The sequence below is a fragment of the Martinezella dioscoreae genome (genome assembly GCF_009176305.1).
Lineage (GTDB): Bacteria > Pseudomonadota > Alphaproteobacteria > Rhizobiales > Rhizobiaceae > Rhizobium > Rhizobium dioscoreae.
This window is the reverse complement of sequence record NZ_BLAJ01000012.1, coordinates 1-16,462: the sequence shown is the minus strand read 5'-3', so window position 1 is coordinate 16,462 and position 16,462 is coordinate 1. Positions and strand designations below refer to the sequence as shown.

The window sequence follows — 16,462 nt, the reverse complement described above, 5'->3', positions numbered from 1 at the left end:
AAACATTTTGATTCGCGGCTCAGTCGCTGAACGTGTCGAAGAAATCCTTCATGCGGGCGAAGAAGCCTGTCGATTCGGGATTGTTGTCCTTCGAGGAGATTTGCTCGAATTCCTGCAGCAGTTCCCGCTGCCGTTTGGTCAGCTTCTGCGGCGTCTCGATCTGGATCTGGATATAGAGATCGCCGACCTGGCTGGAGCGCAGCACCGGCATGCCCTTGCCCTTCAGTCGGAACTGCTTGCCGACCTGCGTCCCCTCGGGAACGGTGACGCGCGATTTGGTGCCGTCGAGCGTTGCGACATCGAAGGTGCCGCCAAGTGCCGCGGTCGTCATCGATATAGGCACCGCACAATAAAGATCGGCGCCATCGCGCTGGAAGAACTCATGCGGCTTGACGGAGAGGAAGATGTAGAGATCGCCCGCCGGTCCACCGCGCAGACCAGCCTCGCCTTCGCCCTGCAGGCGAATGCGCGTACCATCTTCGATGCCGGAGGGAATGTTGACGGAGAGCGAGCGCTCCTCGGTCACGCGGCCCTGGCCGTGGCACTTGGTGCAGGGATCGGGGATGATCTGGCCGCGGCCATGGCAGGTCGGACAGGTGCGCTCGACCGAAAAGAATCCCTGCGCAGCGCGCACGCGGCCGGAACCCTGGCAGGTGCCGCATGTCTTCGGCTGCGTGCCGGGCTTGGCGCCCGAGCCGGAACAGACGTCGCAGGTGATCGAGGTCGGAACCCGGATCTGCGCCGTCTTGCCGCTGAAGGCCTCCTCCAGCGAGATTTCCATATTGTAGCGAAGATCGGCGCCGCGCTCGCGGCCGCCGGAAGAACGCCCGCGCGAGCGGCCGCCACCCATCATCTCGCCGAAAATGTCCTCGAAAATATCGGAGAAACCGCCGCCGCCGAAACCGGCTCCGAAGCCGCCACCGCTGCCCATGCCGCCATGCTCGAAAGCGGCGTGGCCATAGCGGTCATAGGCTGCGCGCTTCTGCGGGTCCTTGAGCGTTTCGTAGGCTTCGTTGATTTCCTTGAACTTCCGCTCGGCATTGCTGTCGCCCGGATTCTTGTCCGGATGATATTGCATTGCCAGCTTGCGAAAGGCGCTCTTCAGCTCTTTCTCGTCCGCCGTCTTGGAGACGCCCAACGTCTCGTAAAAATCCGCTTTTGCCATATTAAGGATTAGAACCCCGGAAATGGATTTCCGGCTGCCAAAAGGCAGCCGGATCTAAGTTTCCTCAAACCTTTCGGTTCGCGCTTATGCAGACCGCTTGCGGTCGTCTTCGTCCTTGATTTCCTCGTAATCGGCATCGACGACATCGTCCTTGCCGCCTGCTGCCGAGGCATCACCGGAACCGGCTTCCGCCTGCTGGGCCTCATAGATCGCCTGGCCGAGCTTCATGGAAACCTCCATGAGCGTCTGGGTCTTGGCCTTGATGTCTTCGGCATCCGGCTCGGAAGCTTCGGTCGCCGTCTTCAGCGCTGCGATCGCGTCGGAGATCGCGGTGCGATCGGCTTCGCTGACCTTGTCGCCGTAATCCTTCAGCGACTTCTCGCTGGAGTGGATCAGGCTTTCGGCCTGGTTCTTGGCTTCAACGCCTTCGCGACGCTTCTTGTCTTCAGCGGCATGGGCTTCCGCATCCTTGACCATCTTCTCGATGTCGGCATCGGAGAGACCGCCGGAAGCCTGGATGCGGATCTGCTGTTCCTTGCCGGTGCCCTTGTCCTTGGCCGAAACCTGAACAATGCCGTTGGCGTCGATATCGAAGGTGACTTCGATCTGCGGAACACCACGCGGTGCCGGCGGCAGGCCGACGAGGTCGAACTGGCCGAGCAGCTTGTTGTCGGCAGCCATTTCACGCTCGCCCTGCGAAACGCGGATGGTCACGGCCGACTGGTTGTCGTCGGCGGTCGAGAAGGTCTGCGACTTCTTCGTCGGGATCGTCGTGTTGCGTTCGATCAGACGGGTGAAGACGCCGCCCAGCGTTTCGATGCCGAGAGACAGCGGGGTCACGTCGAGGAGCAGAACGTCCTTGACATCGCCCTGCAGAACGCCGGCCTGGATGGCGGCGCCGAGTGCGACGACTTCATCCGGGTTGACGCCCTTGTGCGGCTCCTTGCCGAACAGCTGCTTGACGACTTCCTGTACCTTCGGCATGCGGCTCATGCCGCCGACAAGAACGACTTCGTCGATTTCGGCAGCGGTAACGCCGGCATCCTTGAGCGCTGCCTTGCACGGAGCGATGGTGCGCTGGACGAGATCGTCGACTAAGCTTTCCAGCTTGGCGCGGGTCAGCTTCAGCGTCAGGTGCTTCGGGCCGGTTGCGTCTGCCGTGATGAAGGGCAGGTTGATTTCGGTCTGCTGCGAAGAAGACAGTTCGATCTTGGCCTTTTCGGCAGCTTCCTTCAGACGCTGCAGAGCGAGCTTGTCGCCCTTGAGGTCGATGCCGTTGTCCTTCTTGAACTCGGCAACGAGGTATTCGACGAGACGCATGTCGAAGTCTTCACCGCCGAGGAAGGTGTCGCCGTTGGTCGACTTCACTTCGAAGACGCCGTCGCCGATTTCGAGGATGGAGATATCGAAGGTGCCGCCGCCAAGGTCGTATACGGCGATGGTCTTGCCGTCCTTCTTGTCGAGGCCATAAGCGAGTGCTGCAGCCGTCGGCTCGTTGATGATACGCAGAACTTCAAGACCGGCGATCTTGCCGGCATCCTTGGTTGCCTGGCGCTGAGCGTCGTTGAAGTATGCGGGAACGGTTATAACGGCCTTGTCGACCTTTTCGCCGAGGTAGGATTCGGCGGTTTCCTTCATCTTCTGAAGGATCATTGCGGAAATCTGAGCGGGCGAATAGCCCTTGCCGTTGGCTTCGACCCAGGCGTCGCCATTGTCGCCCCGAACGATGTTGAAGGGAACAAGGTGCTTGTCCTTCTCGACGGTCGGATCTTCGTAGCGGCGGCCGATGAGGCGCTTGACAGCGAAGAGGGTATTTGTGGGGTTGGTGACAGCCTGGCGCTTGGCCGGCTGGCCGACGAGACGTTCACCGTCGTCGGTGAAGGCAACCATGGAGGGGGTGGTCCGGGCGCCTTCGGCATTTTCGATCACTTTTGCGTCCTTACCGTCCATGACGGCGACGCAGGAATTTGTCGTTCCAAGGTCGATACCAATTACTTTTGCCATGTCATTCTCTCCTTGAAGCAAGCTATCGGAACCCCTGTCAGGCATTCCATTGACAGCCCCTTACGGGATGGTCTTGAGGATTGCGCAGCCATGACTGCGGTGATGCCGCGTATATAAGTAGCGGTTTTACTGACTGCAAGGCAGGAAATAGCCTGAAATCCAGCAAAACAAATGGTTTGTCGCCCAAATTCCATGTGGTCCCGTATGCGCCGGGGATCAGCGGATTTGACACGACCGCGTATCAGAGCAGCCTTGCCGCGGCCATGCAAGCGTCTGCTGCATGATTCCTTAAATCGGGATCGATTTAGGGAAAAAATTATGCAGCAGATATGAAGGGCTGCGGCGGCCTTTGCGCGCGATATATGACGCGCGGCGCTGTAGGCGCAAAATTGCAATTTTATCGGCCGAGGATGACGTCGAGCAGCGACGAGCGGTGCGACCGTGTGGTGGCGACCGGAGCGCCGCTGTCGCCGACATCGGCAGGCGGTATATCGCTATCATAGGGGTTGGAGCTGTAGGGATTGGTATCGTCGGCAAGATTTGCAGGCGGCAAATCCTGCGGATCGTCGTTGGCGGCGGTCTGGTTGACGATCTGCGGCTGGATCGGCTGCTGCGACGGCCTTTGCTGCAAGGTCGGCTGCTGCACCGGCTGTCCACCATCGGCGACGCCGGAGATGATGTTGCCGATGGTGGTCGGCTGGTCGCTGTTCGGCGCCGTCTGCGCCATTGGCAGGCCGTTGTCGATGATCTGGCCGCCGCCGAAGATCGGCGTCGGCGTAATGCCCTTGTGGGCGGCGACCATGAATTCCTTCCACGCTTTCGCCGGCAGCCCGCCGCCAGTCACCTTGCGCATCGATTTGCCGTCGTCATTGCCGAACCAGACGCCCGTGGTCAGATGGCTGGTGAAGCCGACGAAGAGCGCGTCGCGAAAGGATTGCGTCGTGCCTGACTTGCCGGCCGCCTGCCAACCGGGAATGCGCGCCGCCTTGCCGGTGCCATTGGCGATGACGCCCGCCATCATGGCGTTCATGTTCGTGACGATATCCGGGTTCAGGACGCGCTCCGGATTGTCGGTATTGGCCTGGTAGAGCACCTTGCCGGAAGCGGCCGTCACCTTGGTGATGACATGCGGAGCCACTTTGTAGCCGCCGTTCATGAAGGTGGCATAGGCGGAGGTGAGCTCCAGCAGAGATACTTCCGAGGTGCCGAGCGCGATCGAGGCATTGGCCTGCAGGTCGGATTCGATGCCGAGCCTGCGGGCAACCTTGATGACCTGGTCCGGCCCGACTTCGGCGACGAGCTGCGCGGCAACGGTATTCAGCGATTTAGCCACCGCAGTTGCCAGCGTCACCGGGCCGCTGTAGCGCTGCTCGTAATTCTCAGGCGCCCAGTTGCCGATCTTGACCGGCATGTCGTTGCGGATCGAATTCGGCGTCAGGCCCATCTCAAGCGCCGCGGTATAGACGAAGGGCTTGAAGGCGGAGCCGGGCTGGCGCTTAGCCGTCACGGCACGGTTGAACTGGCTCTGCGCATAGTCGCGGCCGCCGACGAGTGCGCGGATCGCACCCGTCGCATCGACGGAGACGAGTGAGGCCTGCGAGGCGTTGAGCTTCTTGCCTTCCTTTTCGAGCACGTCGCTCAGCGCCTTCTCGGCTTTTTCCTCCAGCGACATGTCGAGCGTCGTGTCGACGATCAGATCTTCCTTGACGTCGCCGCCGATCAGCTTCGGCAACTGGTCCATGACCATGTCGGCGACGTAATTCTCGGCACCGCTCCAATAGCTCTTCGATCGGGTCGGCGGCTGCGCCATCGCCGTCTTGATGTCGGATTCGCTGATGAAGCCCTGGTCGTGCATCGCCTGCAGCACGAGCTGCGCGCGGGCCTCGGCGGCGGCCGGATCGCGGGCCGGCGACAGTCGCGAGGGGGCCTTGACCAGACCAGCGAGCATGGCGGCTTCGCCGAGATTGACGTCCTTTGCCGATTTGTTGAAGTAGCGCCGCGAGGCAGCCTCGACGCCATAGGCGTTGGAGCCGAAATAGACGCGGTTCAGGTACATCGTCAGGATCTGATCCTTGGTGTACTTGTGCTCCAGCCACAGCGCCAGCAGCACTTCCTGCACCTTGCGTTCCAGCGTGCGGTCCGGCGAAAGGAACAGGTTCTTGGCGAGCTGCTGCGTCAGCGTCGAGCCGCCTTGGACGGCATGCCCGGTTACCACATTGGTCACGACGGCGCGGGCAAGGCCGATCGGGTCGAAGCCGAAATGCGAATAGAAGCGCCGATCCTCGATGGCGATGATGGCTTCCGGGATATAGGGGGACATGTCGCCGAGCGCGACCGCTTCGCCGCCCGTCGTGCCACGATTGGCGATCAGGCTGCCGTCGAGATCGTTGATCTTGACGTTCGGTGGCCGCTCTGGGATCGACCACGTGCTGGCGCTCGGCATGCGCGAGCCATAATAGGCGACGAGACCGGCAAGGCCGATGCCGGCCCAGAGGCAAAGCACGAGGCCCCAGTAGATCGTCGAACGGATGAAGCCGAAAAAGCCGCGCCGCGGCCGCGCACGACGTGCCGGTTTGCGGCGGTTGCTGGCACGGGTGCGGCGAGGCTTTTCGACCACGGGTTCATCCTCGTCGTCTTCATCCTCGTCTTCGTCGGGTTCCGGCTCTTCATAGTATGTTTTGGAAGAAGACGAATATTTCTTGGCCGAGCGCCTGTTGCCGACGATGCGCTCCCCGGCATTGAATCCGTCCTCGATGCGTTCTCGGCCGCTGGAAAAGGATGGTTCTATCCTCTGGCGTGATTTCTTCTTATCTGCCATTGCCGGCCGGTCGTACCTCGGTGCCCTTGTATTCCATGTCTTCTATCAGGCTGATTACGGGAGCGGTAGAAATCCTTAAGCTTGATCCGTCGCCTGGTCGGCGCGCGACCTCGAAAACCCTCATTGGCTTTCAAGGCGGAGCAACCCGCTATTCGTCCACGCACCGCTCGTGAAGACATCAAGTCCCGCCTGAACTGTAAATGCGGCGATTTAAGGAGGGATTAAGAACATTCCGATTCGCTTGCCGCTGCCTTCGCCCGGCGCCTGCCAAGCGTGTGCAGGGAACTTTTCGCCATCCTGAGCATTATCCCCTCACAAAAACGATAGAGGGCGAACCCATGAGTTCATTGCTGAAGATAGAGGAAGTTGAAGAGAGCAAGTTGCGCGAGGTCTGGAGCGTCGAGGATTTCGTCCGGCGTCATCGGATTTGCAAGGAGGAGGAAGCCCGGCTGAAAAAGCTGTTCGGCGACTTCGCAACAAAGCAGGAATTGCTCTCAAACGCGCAAAGGCCGCCCCAATTCCGTTGATGGGTCGCTGAAGGATTTGGCAGGCCGGCGCGATGTTTCGTGGGCTGCTGCGACCGAGCGATTCGCAGCGGAGGAGGCTATGCCGATGTGGAAACGTTTCGAATTGTGGCTGGTCGACCAGATTGACCGGATATTTGGCCTCGAACGGCTCGCACGCCGCGCCGGTTTTTCCCCGGATGAGGCAAGGCGGATCGCACGTGAAAAATAGATCGCCCGTGCGGCTTCCGTTATCCGCGACCATGCCCGTTCTCCTGAAATCTCAGGACAGCGCTTCGCTTGCCTTCATACGGAGCGAGGCTGCGATCCAAATGCGTCGATACTTCGCGCGGCGCACGCAATCTTCCATATTTTCGAATGGGCTGATCAAGGTTATAGTATTGACATGTGGCCGTCTTGCAGGGCGGTTCCAAGCAATTGGTAGCGCGTGAGGAGGAGTGTTCATGCGACACATCAAATGGAGCAATCCAATTGAGATCGGTTTTGCTCAGGGTACGTTCCAGGTCGTGACAGGCCCGTCCGAGGCCCTCAATTGCATGGCCAATCTCTGGCCTGACCGGCGCGGTCCGCTCTACGTGGCGGCAAGAAGCCTTTGCCGGGCTGCCATCGACGGCCGCAAGTCCGCCGAAGAGGCACGGGAAATGTTCATCTCGGCGACGCGGGAAGCGCATCTCAAGATGCATTGAAGCATGCCGCTACCACCGCGGATCAACCGCCCAAATCTTGCGAACCGGCGGAAGCGCGGCAGAAGGCGAGAGTTTTGAGCGCGTTTCCTCCACGAAAGCATCTCTTGAATGCAGCTCCCCCATGATGGTGAGCGCATTCTCCTCGGAGGCGATGCAATCTCATGAAAAGGCCGGCGACTTTCGAAGTCGCCGGCCTTTGGTTTTTCAGGCGGTCGCAGGGCTGGCCGTCAGCGGTTCGAGCCTCTCACGGACATCCGACAATTGGGCTCCGACGCGGGGCATGGATCCCTGTGGTCAGGGCTATAAGGCCCCGGCTCGCCTGCATTCGGCCGCGGATTGGCCTGCGGCGGCGGCTGCTGCGGCTGTGGTTGCGGTTGAGCCTGCTGCGGTTCCGGACGCGGGCGGTTGTCCGGACGATTATTGTCAGGGCGATTGTTGTCGCGCTGGCGATCCGGCCGGTTACCCCAATCCTGGTTGTTGTCCGGGCGCTGTCTGCCCCAGTCGCGATTGCCGTCGCGTTGCCTGTCCCAGTCGCGATCACGGTCGGGCCGGCGATCCCAGTTGCGGTCCGGTCTGTCATTCCAGTCCGATCCGCGATCCCAATCGCGATTGCGATCCGGGCGACGGTCCCAATTGCGGTCCGGCCCGTTATCCCAGCCTGGAGGATTGCGGTCCCAGCCGCTGTCGGGGCGGCGATCGACCCAGCCCGGGCCGCGCCGCCAGCGGTCGCGGTCACGATAGAAGTCGCGACCGCGATAATAGCGACCCCAGTAGTCGTCGAAGTTGAAGACCACCGTCGGGATGCCAAGCGGGCGGTAATATTGCGGACCGACATAGATGCGGCGTGACTGATAGGTTGCCTGGATATAACGACCCGCAACCCATCCGCGGCCGCCATAGAAGGAAACATCGCACCATGGCGTATCGTTAAGGCAGCCGTTGATCTGAAGCGGCACACCGACGGGGATCATCGTCACTGCCGGATAGGCGGTACTCGGACCGGACCGCATGTTGACGTTCGCGGTGGCAAAGCCTTCTGCCGCTTCCGCGATGGCTGGCAGCGCCACGAGCGCCGCCAGAATGCCCGCCGCAAGAATCTTGAACCTCATAGATTACTCTCCCTTTGCGCACCCAAGCCGCGAAATCGCCGGCTGGTGCCTGTTCCGCTGTCGTGCGCCTACCCCGGCGCTCTTCGGTAAGACTTTCCAATTTCGGCAAGATAAAGGCCTGGCGCTGCACGGAATCTGATAGGATTCCATGGTGCCTCTTCAATCTTTACATGTGTTGTAGAAGTAATTGCATGAATGCAGCTTGAACGGCATCAGTTCGAAACTGAAAAGCTGCGAGTCTTTTTGACAAGGCTCACTTGCCTTCCTCGGCATTACCGGCGTAGCAGCGTCGGCTGCCTCAAGGTTTTTTCGAACAAACTAAAAAGCGGCCTTGAAATTGACACCTTGGACGCCGATATACGATCCAGTCATGCAGCCGATGGGCGCTGGCGCGCTGGAAAGCGAGCCGTTTGGTCCGTCGATATCATGGAAGCAGCGTTAACTCTTCGTTGACCTTTCATAATCAATCTGGCTGCAGTTCCGCCCTTGCCTTTGACCACGGATGTACTGGCACTGATGCGAAGGCGGATGGCGAAAGGCCGGATCATTCCGGCCTTTTTTGTTTTTGGTTATGGCGTGTTCGCGCAAGCGTAGCACGCCATTTTCATTTTCGCCATTTCCTTGCGCTCAAAAGAAAACCGCCACAGATTCCCGCGGCGGTTCTCGGTTTAAGCGATAAGACCAGGCGTAGCCCGGTCAATGTGCTTAGTTCGTCTTCTTGGCCGCAACCTTGATGGCCTCGGCTTTGGCTCTGGTCGGCCCTGCGGCAATGGTCGCCTTGCCGGCTGGCACATAGCCTGCGCCGATCGCGACGTTCAGCGAGATATAGTCGAGGGCGCTCTGCTGAATGGCTTGCGCCAGGCTCTGCTGGGCTGCGGTCACGTTGCGCTGTGCGTCGAGAACGTCGAGCAGCGAGGATGCACCGTCCTTATAGCTTGCCGTCGAGAGCTGCAGGGCTTCCTGATAGGACTTGACCTGAGCCTGCAGCGCGGCGACCGTCTGTGCGTCACGCGCAACTGCGGATAGCGCGTTTTCAACCTGTTCAACAGCTTCTCGCACCGTCTGCTGCCAGGCGAGATAGTTCTCACGGCTTGTCGATTCAGCGCTCTTGACACCAGCGCGCAGGGCGCCGCCATCGAAGATCGGCAGGTTCAGCGACGGGCCGAAGGACCAGGTGGTCAGACCACCGCTCGCCGATGAGGTATGGATGTAGGTCGGCGAAATCGAGCCGCTAAGCGTGATCGACGGGAAGAGCTTGGCTTCGGCAACGCCAATCTGGGCCGTCGAAGCTGCGAGGGTGCGCTCTGCCACGCGAATATCCGGACGGTTACGGATCAGGTCTGCCGGAACGCCGCTGCGGACGCTGCCGCGGAACACCGGCTGTCTGCCGCTACCCTGCATCTGCGCGATGATCGTCGATGAAGGAACGTTGAGCAGCGTTGCAATATGATGCACCTGCTGGCGATAGCTGATTTCATAACCAGGCACCAGAGCCAGCGTCTGATTGACGAGGCCTTCCGCCTGAACCACATCAAGACGTGATGCCGCACCGGCTTCGAGCTGGAACTTGGTCAGCGAAAGAGTATCGCGCCGCGATTTCAGGTTCTCCTGCGCGATCGAGATGAGCCTCTGATAATACCGGGCATTGACGTAGCTGTTGGCGAGATCCTGCAGATAGGTCAGGCGCTGGACGTCGACGGTCGAGTAGGCGGCGTCGAGCGAGGCGTTGGCGCTTTCCGTTGCGCGGCGATACTGACCCCACAGGTCGAGCAGCCAGGAAGCCGAAGCAGTGCCCGTCGTCGTGTTCCGTCGTCCAGCTGAGCTTGATACTCTCGAGCCACCCTTCTGGCCGCTGGTCGTGTTGTCGCCGGAGACAGTAAGGCTCGGGAGGCCGCCTGCACCTGCCGTGACGACGGCAGCTTCTGCCTGGTTGATACGTTCCAGTGCCTGCTGGATGGTAAGGTTCTGGGCAAGTCCCTGTGCGGCGAAGGCATTCAGCTTGGAATCGCCGAAAGCAGTCCACCATTGCGAGCCGGCGATATCGCCGTTCGCCTTCGTACCGCCCTCCGAGAATTTGGCCGGGAGAGGCATTTCCGGTGGCTTATGGTCTGGGCCGCTGACGCAGCCTGCCAAAACAAGCAGCAGGGCGGGGGCGGCAGTACGAATGGAAACCATCACATTGTCCCACAATTCAATTTACTGATCAGTTTTTTTTCGGGATCGGCGTGACCCCATATGCTGGCGCTCCAGTCTTACGCAACACAAACAATGACCCGAAGCGGTCGGCGTCAATCTAGCAATGAGTTTTGCAATAGCACAGTGGCTTTTACGAATTCTCGGCTGCGAACATATGTGGGATCGGCCGAAATATCAGCGTGCCGTTAAAAAAAATCTAAGGTGTTGCAAAAAACATACCCTTTTGCGCACCACTCAAGGCTGCAGCGTAGCCAAAAATAGGCCAACGCCGCAACTCTAGGGAGTTGCTTCGCAGAATCGCTCCAGTCGAAAGTCCGTTCGGACTGTCCTTACGGGAAGTAGCGAGCGAGGCTTGCGCGAACCCGGTCAAGCGGTGTCGCGCCGCGATCGTCAGGCACGAAAGACATGCCCGTGATTGCTTCATAGGCGCGGATATAGACTTTGGACGTCTGTTCGATGAGGTCGCTCGGAATCTCCGGAATCTCGTCCTTGTAAGGATCGCAGCGCTCGGTGACCCAGGCGCGGACGAAATCCTTGTCGAAGCTTTCCGGGCGTGCCCCCTTTTCGAATCTGTCCTCATAGCTGTCGGCCAGCCAGTAGCGGCTGCTGTCGGGCGTATGGATCTCGTCGGCAAGGATGATGGTGCCGTTTTCGTCGGTTCCGAATTCATATTTGGTATCGACGAGGATCAGCCCGCGCTTGCGGGCGATGTCCTGCCCGCGTGCGAACAGGGCAAAAGCATAATGTGTCAGCGTCTGCCATTGCTCTTTTGTCAGAAGCCCGTGCTCGACAATCTGGGTCGGCGTCAGCGGCTCATCGTGTCCGCCGTCGAATTCCTTGCTCGTCGGCGTGATGATCGGCTCGGGCAGGATCTGGTTGTCGCGCATGCCATCCGGGAGCGTGATGCCGTACATCTCGCGCTGACCCTTTTTATAGAGCGTCAGAACCGATGTGCCCGTGGTGCCGGCGAGATAGCCGCGAACGACGACCTCGACGGGCAGGATATTCAGCCGCTTTCCGACGACGACGTTCGGGTCCGGATAGTCGATGACATGGTTCGGGCAGATATCGCGTGTCTGTTCGAACCAGTAGCGGGCCGTCTGCGTCAGCACCTGACCCTTGTAGGGGATGCAGGTAAGGATGCGGTCGAAGGCACTCAACCGATCGGTACTGATGATAATGCGGCTGCCATCGGGCAGATCGTAATTCTCGCGCACCTTGCCGCGATAGTAGTTGGGCAATTCGGGGAAATGGGCTTCGGAGAGAATTCGCAACGCGTCCACCAACAGGCTCGTGCATCCGCACGGCGGATGCTTCTTGAGCGGACCCTTAGCGCATTGCAGCCGGAATCGGAACGGTTTTCACATATAATAATATGGAAACGGCTCCATTCGTCGGGGCGCGGGCGCGAAAAGTGTCAGCCCGGCCGGCGCCAGCAACCGTTTTCACCTTGCTCGAGGATCGGTGTCGAAAACACGCCGACGATCCTCTCGCTCCATCGCTTCCCGTTGAGATCGACACGATCCCGCCAGCGATCGGATTGCAGCATGGCCGCGCCGATCACGACAGGCTCGATATTGCAGGATGCCAGGAGAGCAAGCCCGGACACGATCGACGCGCCGCTGGAGATGACGTCGTCAATGAGTGCCACGCGCTTGCCTTGCAGCAATGGCAACATGCGCGGATCTATATAAAGACGCTTTTCCTGGTTCGGCGTGGTGATGGAGGAAAGCGTGACCGACAGTTCGTCGCGATACCAGAACTTGCGCGATGTCCCGAGCGGCACGTAACGCGCATGGCCACGTGCGCGGGCAACTGCTGCTGCCAGCGTCAGACCGAGGGTCGGCAAGCCGGCGACGACATCGATATCATAAGCTGCTATCCGCTCCACAAGCGCCTCCGCCAGAGCTTCCAGCACGGTGAAGCTTGCCTGGTTGACGATCAGCGATGCCAGCGCATGTTCGCCATCGGCAAGGACCCGGATCGGCAGACGCAGCTGACGCCCGTCCGGCAATTCGGCGACATGAAAATCCGTGCGCTCCGCCATGGGATCGAACGTGTCAGGCGCATGCAGCTCCTGCCAGAAGTCATGGGGTTGCATGGCAGCCTGCCTCTATCTGTTGATCTTCATTCCTGCGCGCCGGTGCAACCCGAGGATCTCTGCCTCGGTCAGGGCTCTAGCGGCCCCCTTCGGCAGATCGCCGAGCGCGATATCGCCGAAGGCGACGCGCACCAGCCGCAGGCATTCGATGCCGAGCGCCTCGAGCATGCGCCGTATCTGACGGTTGCGACCCTCCTTCAGCTCCACCTCGATCCAGCCATTGCGATCGCCGCTGCGCAGGAGGCGGGCGGAACTGGCGGTCAGCAGTTCGCCATCGTCGATGATGCCGCGTTCCATGCGCGAAAGCTGCTCGTGATCCATGATCCGGTCGACCTGCACATGATAGGTCTTGCCGACATGGCTGACCGGATCGAGCAGGGCCTGCGCCAGCACCGTATCATTGGTAAAGAGCAGCAACCCCTCGCTCGCCTTGTCCAGTCGCCCGACCGGAGCGAGGTGGCGGGCATCGATCTCCTTCAGGCAGTCATAAACCGTCGGTCGCCCTTCAGGGTCATCGCGGGTGGTCACCAGCCCGCGCGGCTTGTTCAGCATGAAATAGAGTTTTTTCTCCGCAGCGATTTCCGTGCCGTCGACCGCGAATTTCGAATGTTCGAGATCGACCCAGACGGCGGGATCTGACACTTTGCGCCCGTCCACGCTCACACGGCCGGCAGCGATCAGCGCCTCTGCCTGGGTGCGGGAGCAATAGCCGAGCTTGGAAAGCGCCCGCGGCAAGGTCACGCGCTTGCCCTCTGGCTCCGGCCTGCCTTTCGCCGCCCTGCCGGATCTCTGCGGTGATTGCCGTTGGCTCACCCGTCTTGCCTCATATGCTTGTTGCCGTGGCCCGGCATGGCAGCCGGTGGAGCACAATCCTTTCGCATGGCAGCGAACCGGACGCAAATCGCATTGTCGAGGCAGGATCGGAAAGACCGATCTGAAATGCAGACAGGGCTCGCATTTCATGGATGCGAGCCCTGTCGCGGACCGGAGCGGGCGATGGGGTCGGTAGACGGCAACATGGCTGCCGCCATTCGCTCCGGAGGAATCGCGATTGCAGAGAAACTGCACTGCTTCTTTTGCTGGGATTTTTCAAAAGAGGGGAAATTTGTTACAGTTTGTAACGCCGGCCGTTTCCCTGTTGCCAAGACCGCCTCTCGCCCCGCATGGAAGAGCCATGGTTTCCGCATCGCTGCTTCTGGTCGAGGACGACCGCGAGATTAGGGCGCTCCTGGAAGAGTTCCTGAGCCGTGAGGGTTTTTCCGTGCAGGCGGCCGACAGCGCCGCTGCCATGGATCGCCTTTTGTCCAAGGGCTTTCCTGATCTGATTATCCTCGATCTGATGCTGCCCGGCGAAGACGGCCTGTCGGCATGCCGTCGTATCCGCGCCCGCAGCAAGGTACCGATCCTCATGCTGACGGCGAAAACGGAAGATATAGACCGCATCTTCGGCCTCGAAATGGGGGCCGACGATTATCTCGGCAAGCCTTTCAATCCGCGCGAGCTCCTGGCGCGCATCCGCGCCATCCTCCGCCGTTCCGGCCCGGAGCGGCCGGAAGATATCAGCCGTCCGTCGAGGAGAAAGAGCTTTGCGGGGCTGACGGTCGACCTTGATGGCCGGGTGATCGAGATGGACGGTGAGCGCGTCGTGCATCTGACGACGGCCGAATTCGATCTGCTCGTCTGCTTCCTCGAAAGGCCCCGCCGTGTGCTGTCGCGTGAGCAACTGCTCGATTGGACGCGCGGCCGCGGTGCCGATCCTTTCGATCGCACCATAGATGTCACGGTCTCCCGCTTGCGCACCAAGCTCGGCCATTGTCTGCCCGATGGCGCCCATATCATCACCACCGTGCGCAACGCCGGCTATCTCCTCACAATGGACGTGAAAGATGTCTGAGCCATGCTGAAACTCGGTCTCGTCGCCCGCATCATCATGATCGTCGCCGTGGCATTGTTCATTATCCAGCTTGCGGCTTTCGTTGCCGCGCAGCTCAAGCCGGATACGCCATTCAATCCGGAACTGTCGCCGGCCATGCAGGTCAAGACGGCGGTCCGTCTTCTCGATGCCGTTCCGCCTGAGGCGCAGCCGATCGCCGTGCGGGCGCTGCATGCCAATGGTTTGGCGATACGGCTTGCCGATGCGCCGGCAGCCGGTGAGAAGAGCGAGACTTCGGATCTGACGCTTACCGGCAAGCTGGCGCGTGAATTCGTCAACATCGCCTTCGGCAACCGCTACTTCAACATGCGCTCGCTGTCGGAAAGACCGCAGGGCTGGTTCTCGGTCGGTGCGCCGGACCGGATCATGGAAGTGTCGATCGGCGTCGCCGGCGGCAAGATTGCGGTCTTCAATCTTCCCGAGACCCCGACCGTGAGATTGCGCGGAATTCCCATCGGCCTTATCTCGGGCATTCTCGGCATGCTGGTCGCAGTCATCGCCATTGCCGCGGTGGCGCGCGAAACCCGGCCCTTGACGCGCCTGTCGCGAACCGTCAACTCGATAGGCAATGGTCTGCAGCCGGTTCATATTCCTGAAAGAGGCGCCTGCGAGCTGCGCATGCTGATCAAGGCGATCAACGCCATGCAGCTGCGCATCGCCGCCCTGGTCAGTAATCGTACCCTGATCCTCGGAGCGATCTCGCATGATCTGAGGACCTATCTCACCCGCTTCCGCCTGCGCATGGAAATGATGCCGGACACGCCGCATCGAGAGCGGGCGATCGCGGATGTCGAGGCCATGCAGCGGCTGGTGGAGGATGCGCTCGGCTTTGCCCGCAGCACCGTCGTTTCGGAAGGCAAGACCATCGTCGATCTCGATGCGGCCATTCGAGGTCACCTTGCGGAGCGGCAGGACGGGCAGGGCCTCGCGGGTTTTGCGCCGATCGGGCAGTCGATCGGGGTGACGATGACCGAGACCGCTCTGGTACGGGTACTCGACAATCTTATCGACAATGCGCTGCGCTATGGTGGCCGGGCCGATATTGTCATCGAGCGTCGTGGCGACCACGCCGCCATCGTTGTCGGCGATCGCGGACCGGGTATCCCGGAAGAGCGACGCAAAGAGGTCCTCGAACCCTTCGTGCGGCTGGAGGAATCGCGCAATCGCGATCTCGGCGGCAGCGGGCTCGGCTTGGCGATCGTCCGCCAGATTCTCGATGCGCATGGCGGCACACTCTGTCTGGAAGACCGCGAAGGAGGCGGCCTGAATGCCGTCGTCCTGCTGCCGCTGGCGGTAATGGAAAAAAGAGCGGCCTGAAGACAGGCGTCGCTTAAGCGTCGATCGCGCCCGGGCACGATCGACGCGGTATGCAAGGCGGCCCACTCAATGGCAGGTCAGGAAGCTCTGCAGCTCTTGCCGGCTCAAGACAATGCCAGCCGCCGCCTTCTGCGGATCAGGATGCGTATAGGTGAAGCTCGGCAGGTCGGGCAGATCCAATGCCTGGCGCATGCTCATAATACCGAGCGCACGGCGGCCGTTAGCGCTGTCGAAGCTGACTTCGATAATGCTTTCCGGTCTTGTAGTATGCATTGTTTCCTCCCTTCCCCTTTATATCTAGCCTCAACCATAGCAGAAACCTTAGGGAAAATCTTGGTTTTTCTGAGGCTTGCGGTCGAGGGATTTGCCCCGGAAACCCGATCTGTCGTTCGGTTGCTTGTAAGGAAGGGCTTTAATGGATGCGTAGGGCGCATAATAGGGAGAACGTCTTCAGATTCTGACGCCAGAGCAAAATTTGACCTTCCGGACAAGATTTTTGCAGCTTTTGAGGCAAAAACCACCTGTTTTCCGTCGCGCCCCACAAATCCCCTTTTAAATTCAATAGCTTACAAAAATGTCAGAATTTTTACAGTTGGAGTGTTGACTATG

Annotated in this window: 12 protein-coding genes; 3 read left to right on the top strand and 9 right to left on the bottom strand. The window is 60.2% G+C overall.

All coding sequences use genetic code 11. From position 1 onward, the window contains the following. Positions 1-19: 19 nt before the first annotated feature. The 3 genes from dnaJ to GDN47_RS27630 all read right to left on the bottom strand — a co-directional run bounded on the left by dnaJ (position 20) and on the right by GDN47_RS27630 (position 5,987). Positions 20-1,165 carry a molecular chaperone DnaJ gene (dnaJ, locus tag GDN47_RS27640; RefSeq protein WP_152094670.1) on the bottom strand — a complete coding sequence of 382 codons (1,146 nt, stop codon included), beginning with the start codon at positions 1,163-1,165 and terminating at the stop codon, positions 20-22. An 84-nt stretch (positions 1,166-1,249) separates the two neighbouring features. Further along, positions 1,250-3,169 carry a molecular chaperone DnaK gene (gene dnaK, locus GDN47_RS27635; protein ID WP_113354116.1) on the bottom strand — a complete coding sequence of 640 codons (1,920 nt, stop codon included), beginning with the start codon at positions 3,167-3,169 and terminating at the stop codon, positions 1,250-1,252. A 397-nt stretch (positions 3,170-3,566) separates the two neighbouring features. Further along, positions 3,567-5,987, bottom strand: a complete 2,421-nt coding sequence (locus tag GDN47_RS27630; RefSeq protein WP_152094669.1) for a transglycosylase domain-containing protein — start codon at positions 5,985-5,987, stop codon at positions 3,567-3,569. Positions 5,988-6,954: 967 nt separating this feature from the next. Between GDN47_RS27630 and GDN47_RS27620 the strand changes: the two genes are divergently transcribed. Then, on the top strand, positions 6,955-7,197 hold the full coding sequence (locus GDN47_RS27620) for a DUF982 domain-containing protein (protein WP_095433530.1): 243 nt from the start codon (positions 6,955-6,957) through the stop codon (positions 7,195-7,197). A gap of 227 nt (positions 7,198-7,424) precedes the next feature. On the opposite strand, the gene GDN47_RS27615 is transcribed toward GDN47_RS27620, so the two are convergent. The 5 genes from GDN47_RS27615 to GDN47_RS27595 form a co-directional block, all read right to left on the bottom strand. After that, a complete protein-coding gene (locus GDN47_RS27615) occupies positions 7,425-8,306 on the bottom strand; it encodes an SH3 domain-containing protein (protein ID WP_113330912.1) in 882 nt (293 codons plus the stop codon). 705 nt (positions 8,307-9,011) lie between these two features. Then, a complete protein-coding gene (locus GDN47_RS27610) occupies positions 9,012-10,481 on the bottom strand; it encodes an efflux transporter outer membrane subunit (protein WP_113354112.1) in 1,470 nt (489 codons plus the stop codon). Positions 10,482-10,831: 350 nt separating this feature from the next. Continuing rightward, a complete protein-coding gene (locus tag GDN47_RS27605) occupies positions 10,832-11,776 on the bottom strand; it encodes a phosphoribosylaminoimidazolesuccinocarboxamide synthase (protein WP_152094695.1) in 945 nt (314 codons plus the stop codon). Between the two features lie 143 nt (positions 11,777-11,919). Then, positions 11,920-12,603, bottom strand: a complete 684-nt coding sequence (locus GDN47_RS27600) for a phosphoribosyltransferase (protein WP_145324538.1) — start codon at positions 12,601-12,603, stop codon at positions 11,920-11,922. A gap of 12 nt (positions 12,604-12,615) precedes the next feature. Next, the gene (locus GDN47_RS27595) at positions 12,616-13,416 is read right to left on the bottom strand and encodes a pseudouridine synthase (RefSeq protein WP_145324536.1); all 801 of its coding nucleotides are present in this window, start codon (positions 13,414-13,416) and stop codon (positions 12,616-12,618) included. A 361-nt stretch (positions 13,417-13,777) separates the two neighbouring features. Between GDN47_RS27595 and GDN47_RS27590 the strand changes: the two genes are divergently transcribed. Together GDN47_RS27590 and GDN47_RS27585 are read left to right on the top strand one after the other, a co-directional pair. Beyond that, entirely contained in the window at positions 13,778-14,497 is a 720-nt protein-coding gene (locus tag GDN47_RS27590) for a response regulator (protein WP_152094668.1), read from the top strand. A 3-nt stretch (positions 14,498-14,500) separates the two neighbouring features. Next, complete coding sequence (locus GDN47_RS27585; protein WP_145324534.1) at positions 14,501-15,853, top strand: ATP-binding protein; 1,353 nt, start codon at positions 14,501-14,503, stop codon at positions 15,851-15,853. Between the two features lie 66 nt (positions 15,854-15,919). Here GDN47_RS27585 and GDN47_RS27580 read toward each other — a convergent pair whose 3' ends face one another. After that, a complete protein-coding gene (locus tag GDN47_RS27580; protein WP_092720247.1) occupies positions 15,920-16,126 on the bottom strand; it encodes a hypothetical protein in 207 nt (68 codons plus the stop codon). Between the last annotated feature and the right edge of the window lie 336 nt (positions 16,127-16,462).

Coding starts and splice junctions, on each gene's coding strand:
- dnaK (WP_113354116.1), bottom strand. CDS start 3,169: ATGGCAAAAGTAATTGGTATCGACCTTGGAACGACAAATTCCTGCGTC.
- GDN47_RS27590 (WP_152094668.1), top strand. CDS start 13,778: ATGGTTTCCGCATCGCTGCTTCTGGTCGAGGACGACCGCGAGATTAGG.
- GDN47_RS27615 (WP_113330912.1), bottom strand. CDS start 8,306: ATGAGGTTCAAGATTCTTGCGGCGGGCATTCTGGCGGCGCTCGTGGCG.
- GDN47_RS27600 (WP_145324538.1), bottom strand. CDS start 12,603: ATGCAACCCCATGACTTCTGGCAGGAGCTGCATGCGCCTGACACGTTC.
- dnaJ (WP_152094670.1), bottom strand. CDS start 1,165: ATGGCAAAAGCGGATTTTTACGAGACGTTGGGCGTCTCCAAGACGGCG.
- GDN47_RS27610 (WP_113354112.1), bottom strand. CDS start 10,481: ATGGTTTCCATTCGTACTGCCGCCCCCGCCCTGCTGCTTGTTTTGGCA.
- GDN47_RS27630 (WP_152094669.1), bottom strand. CDS start 5,987: ATGGCAGATAAGAAGAAATCACGCCAGAGGATAGAACCATCCTTTTCC.
- GDN47_RS27620 (WP_095433530.1), top strand. CDS start 6,955: ATGCGACACATCAAATGGAGCAATCCAATTGAGATCGGTTTTGCTCAG.
- GDN47_RS27580 (WP_092720247.1), bottom strand. CDS start 16,126: ATGCATACTACAAGACCGGAAAGCATTATCGAAGTCAGCTTCGACAGC.
- GDN47_RS27585 (WP_145324534.1), top strand. CDS start 14,501: ATGCTGAAACTCGGTCTCGTCGCCCGCATCATCATGATCGTCGCCGTG.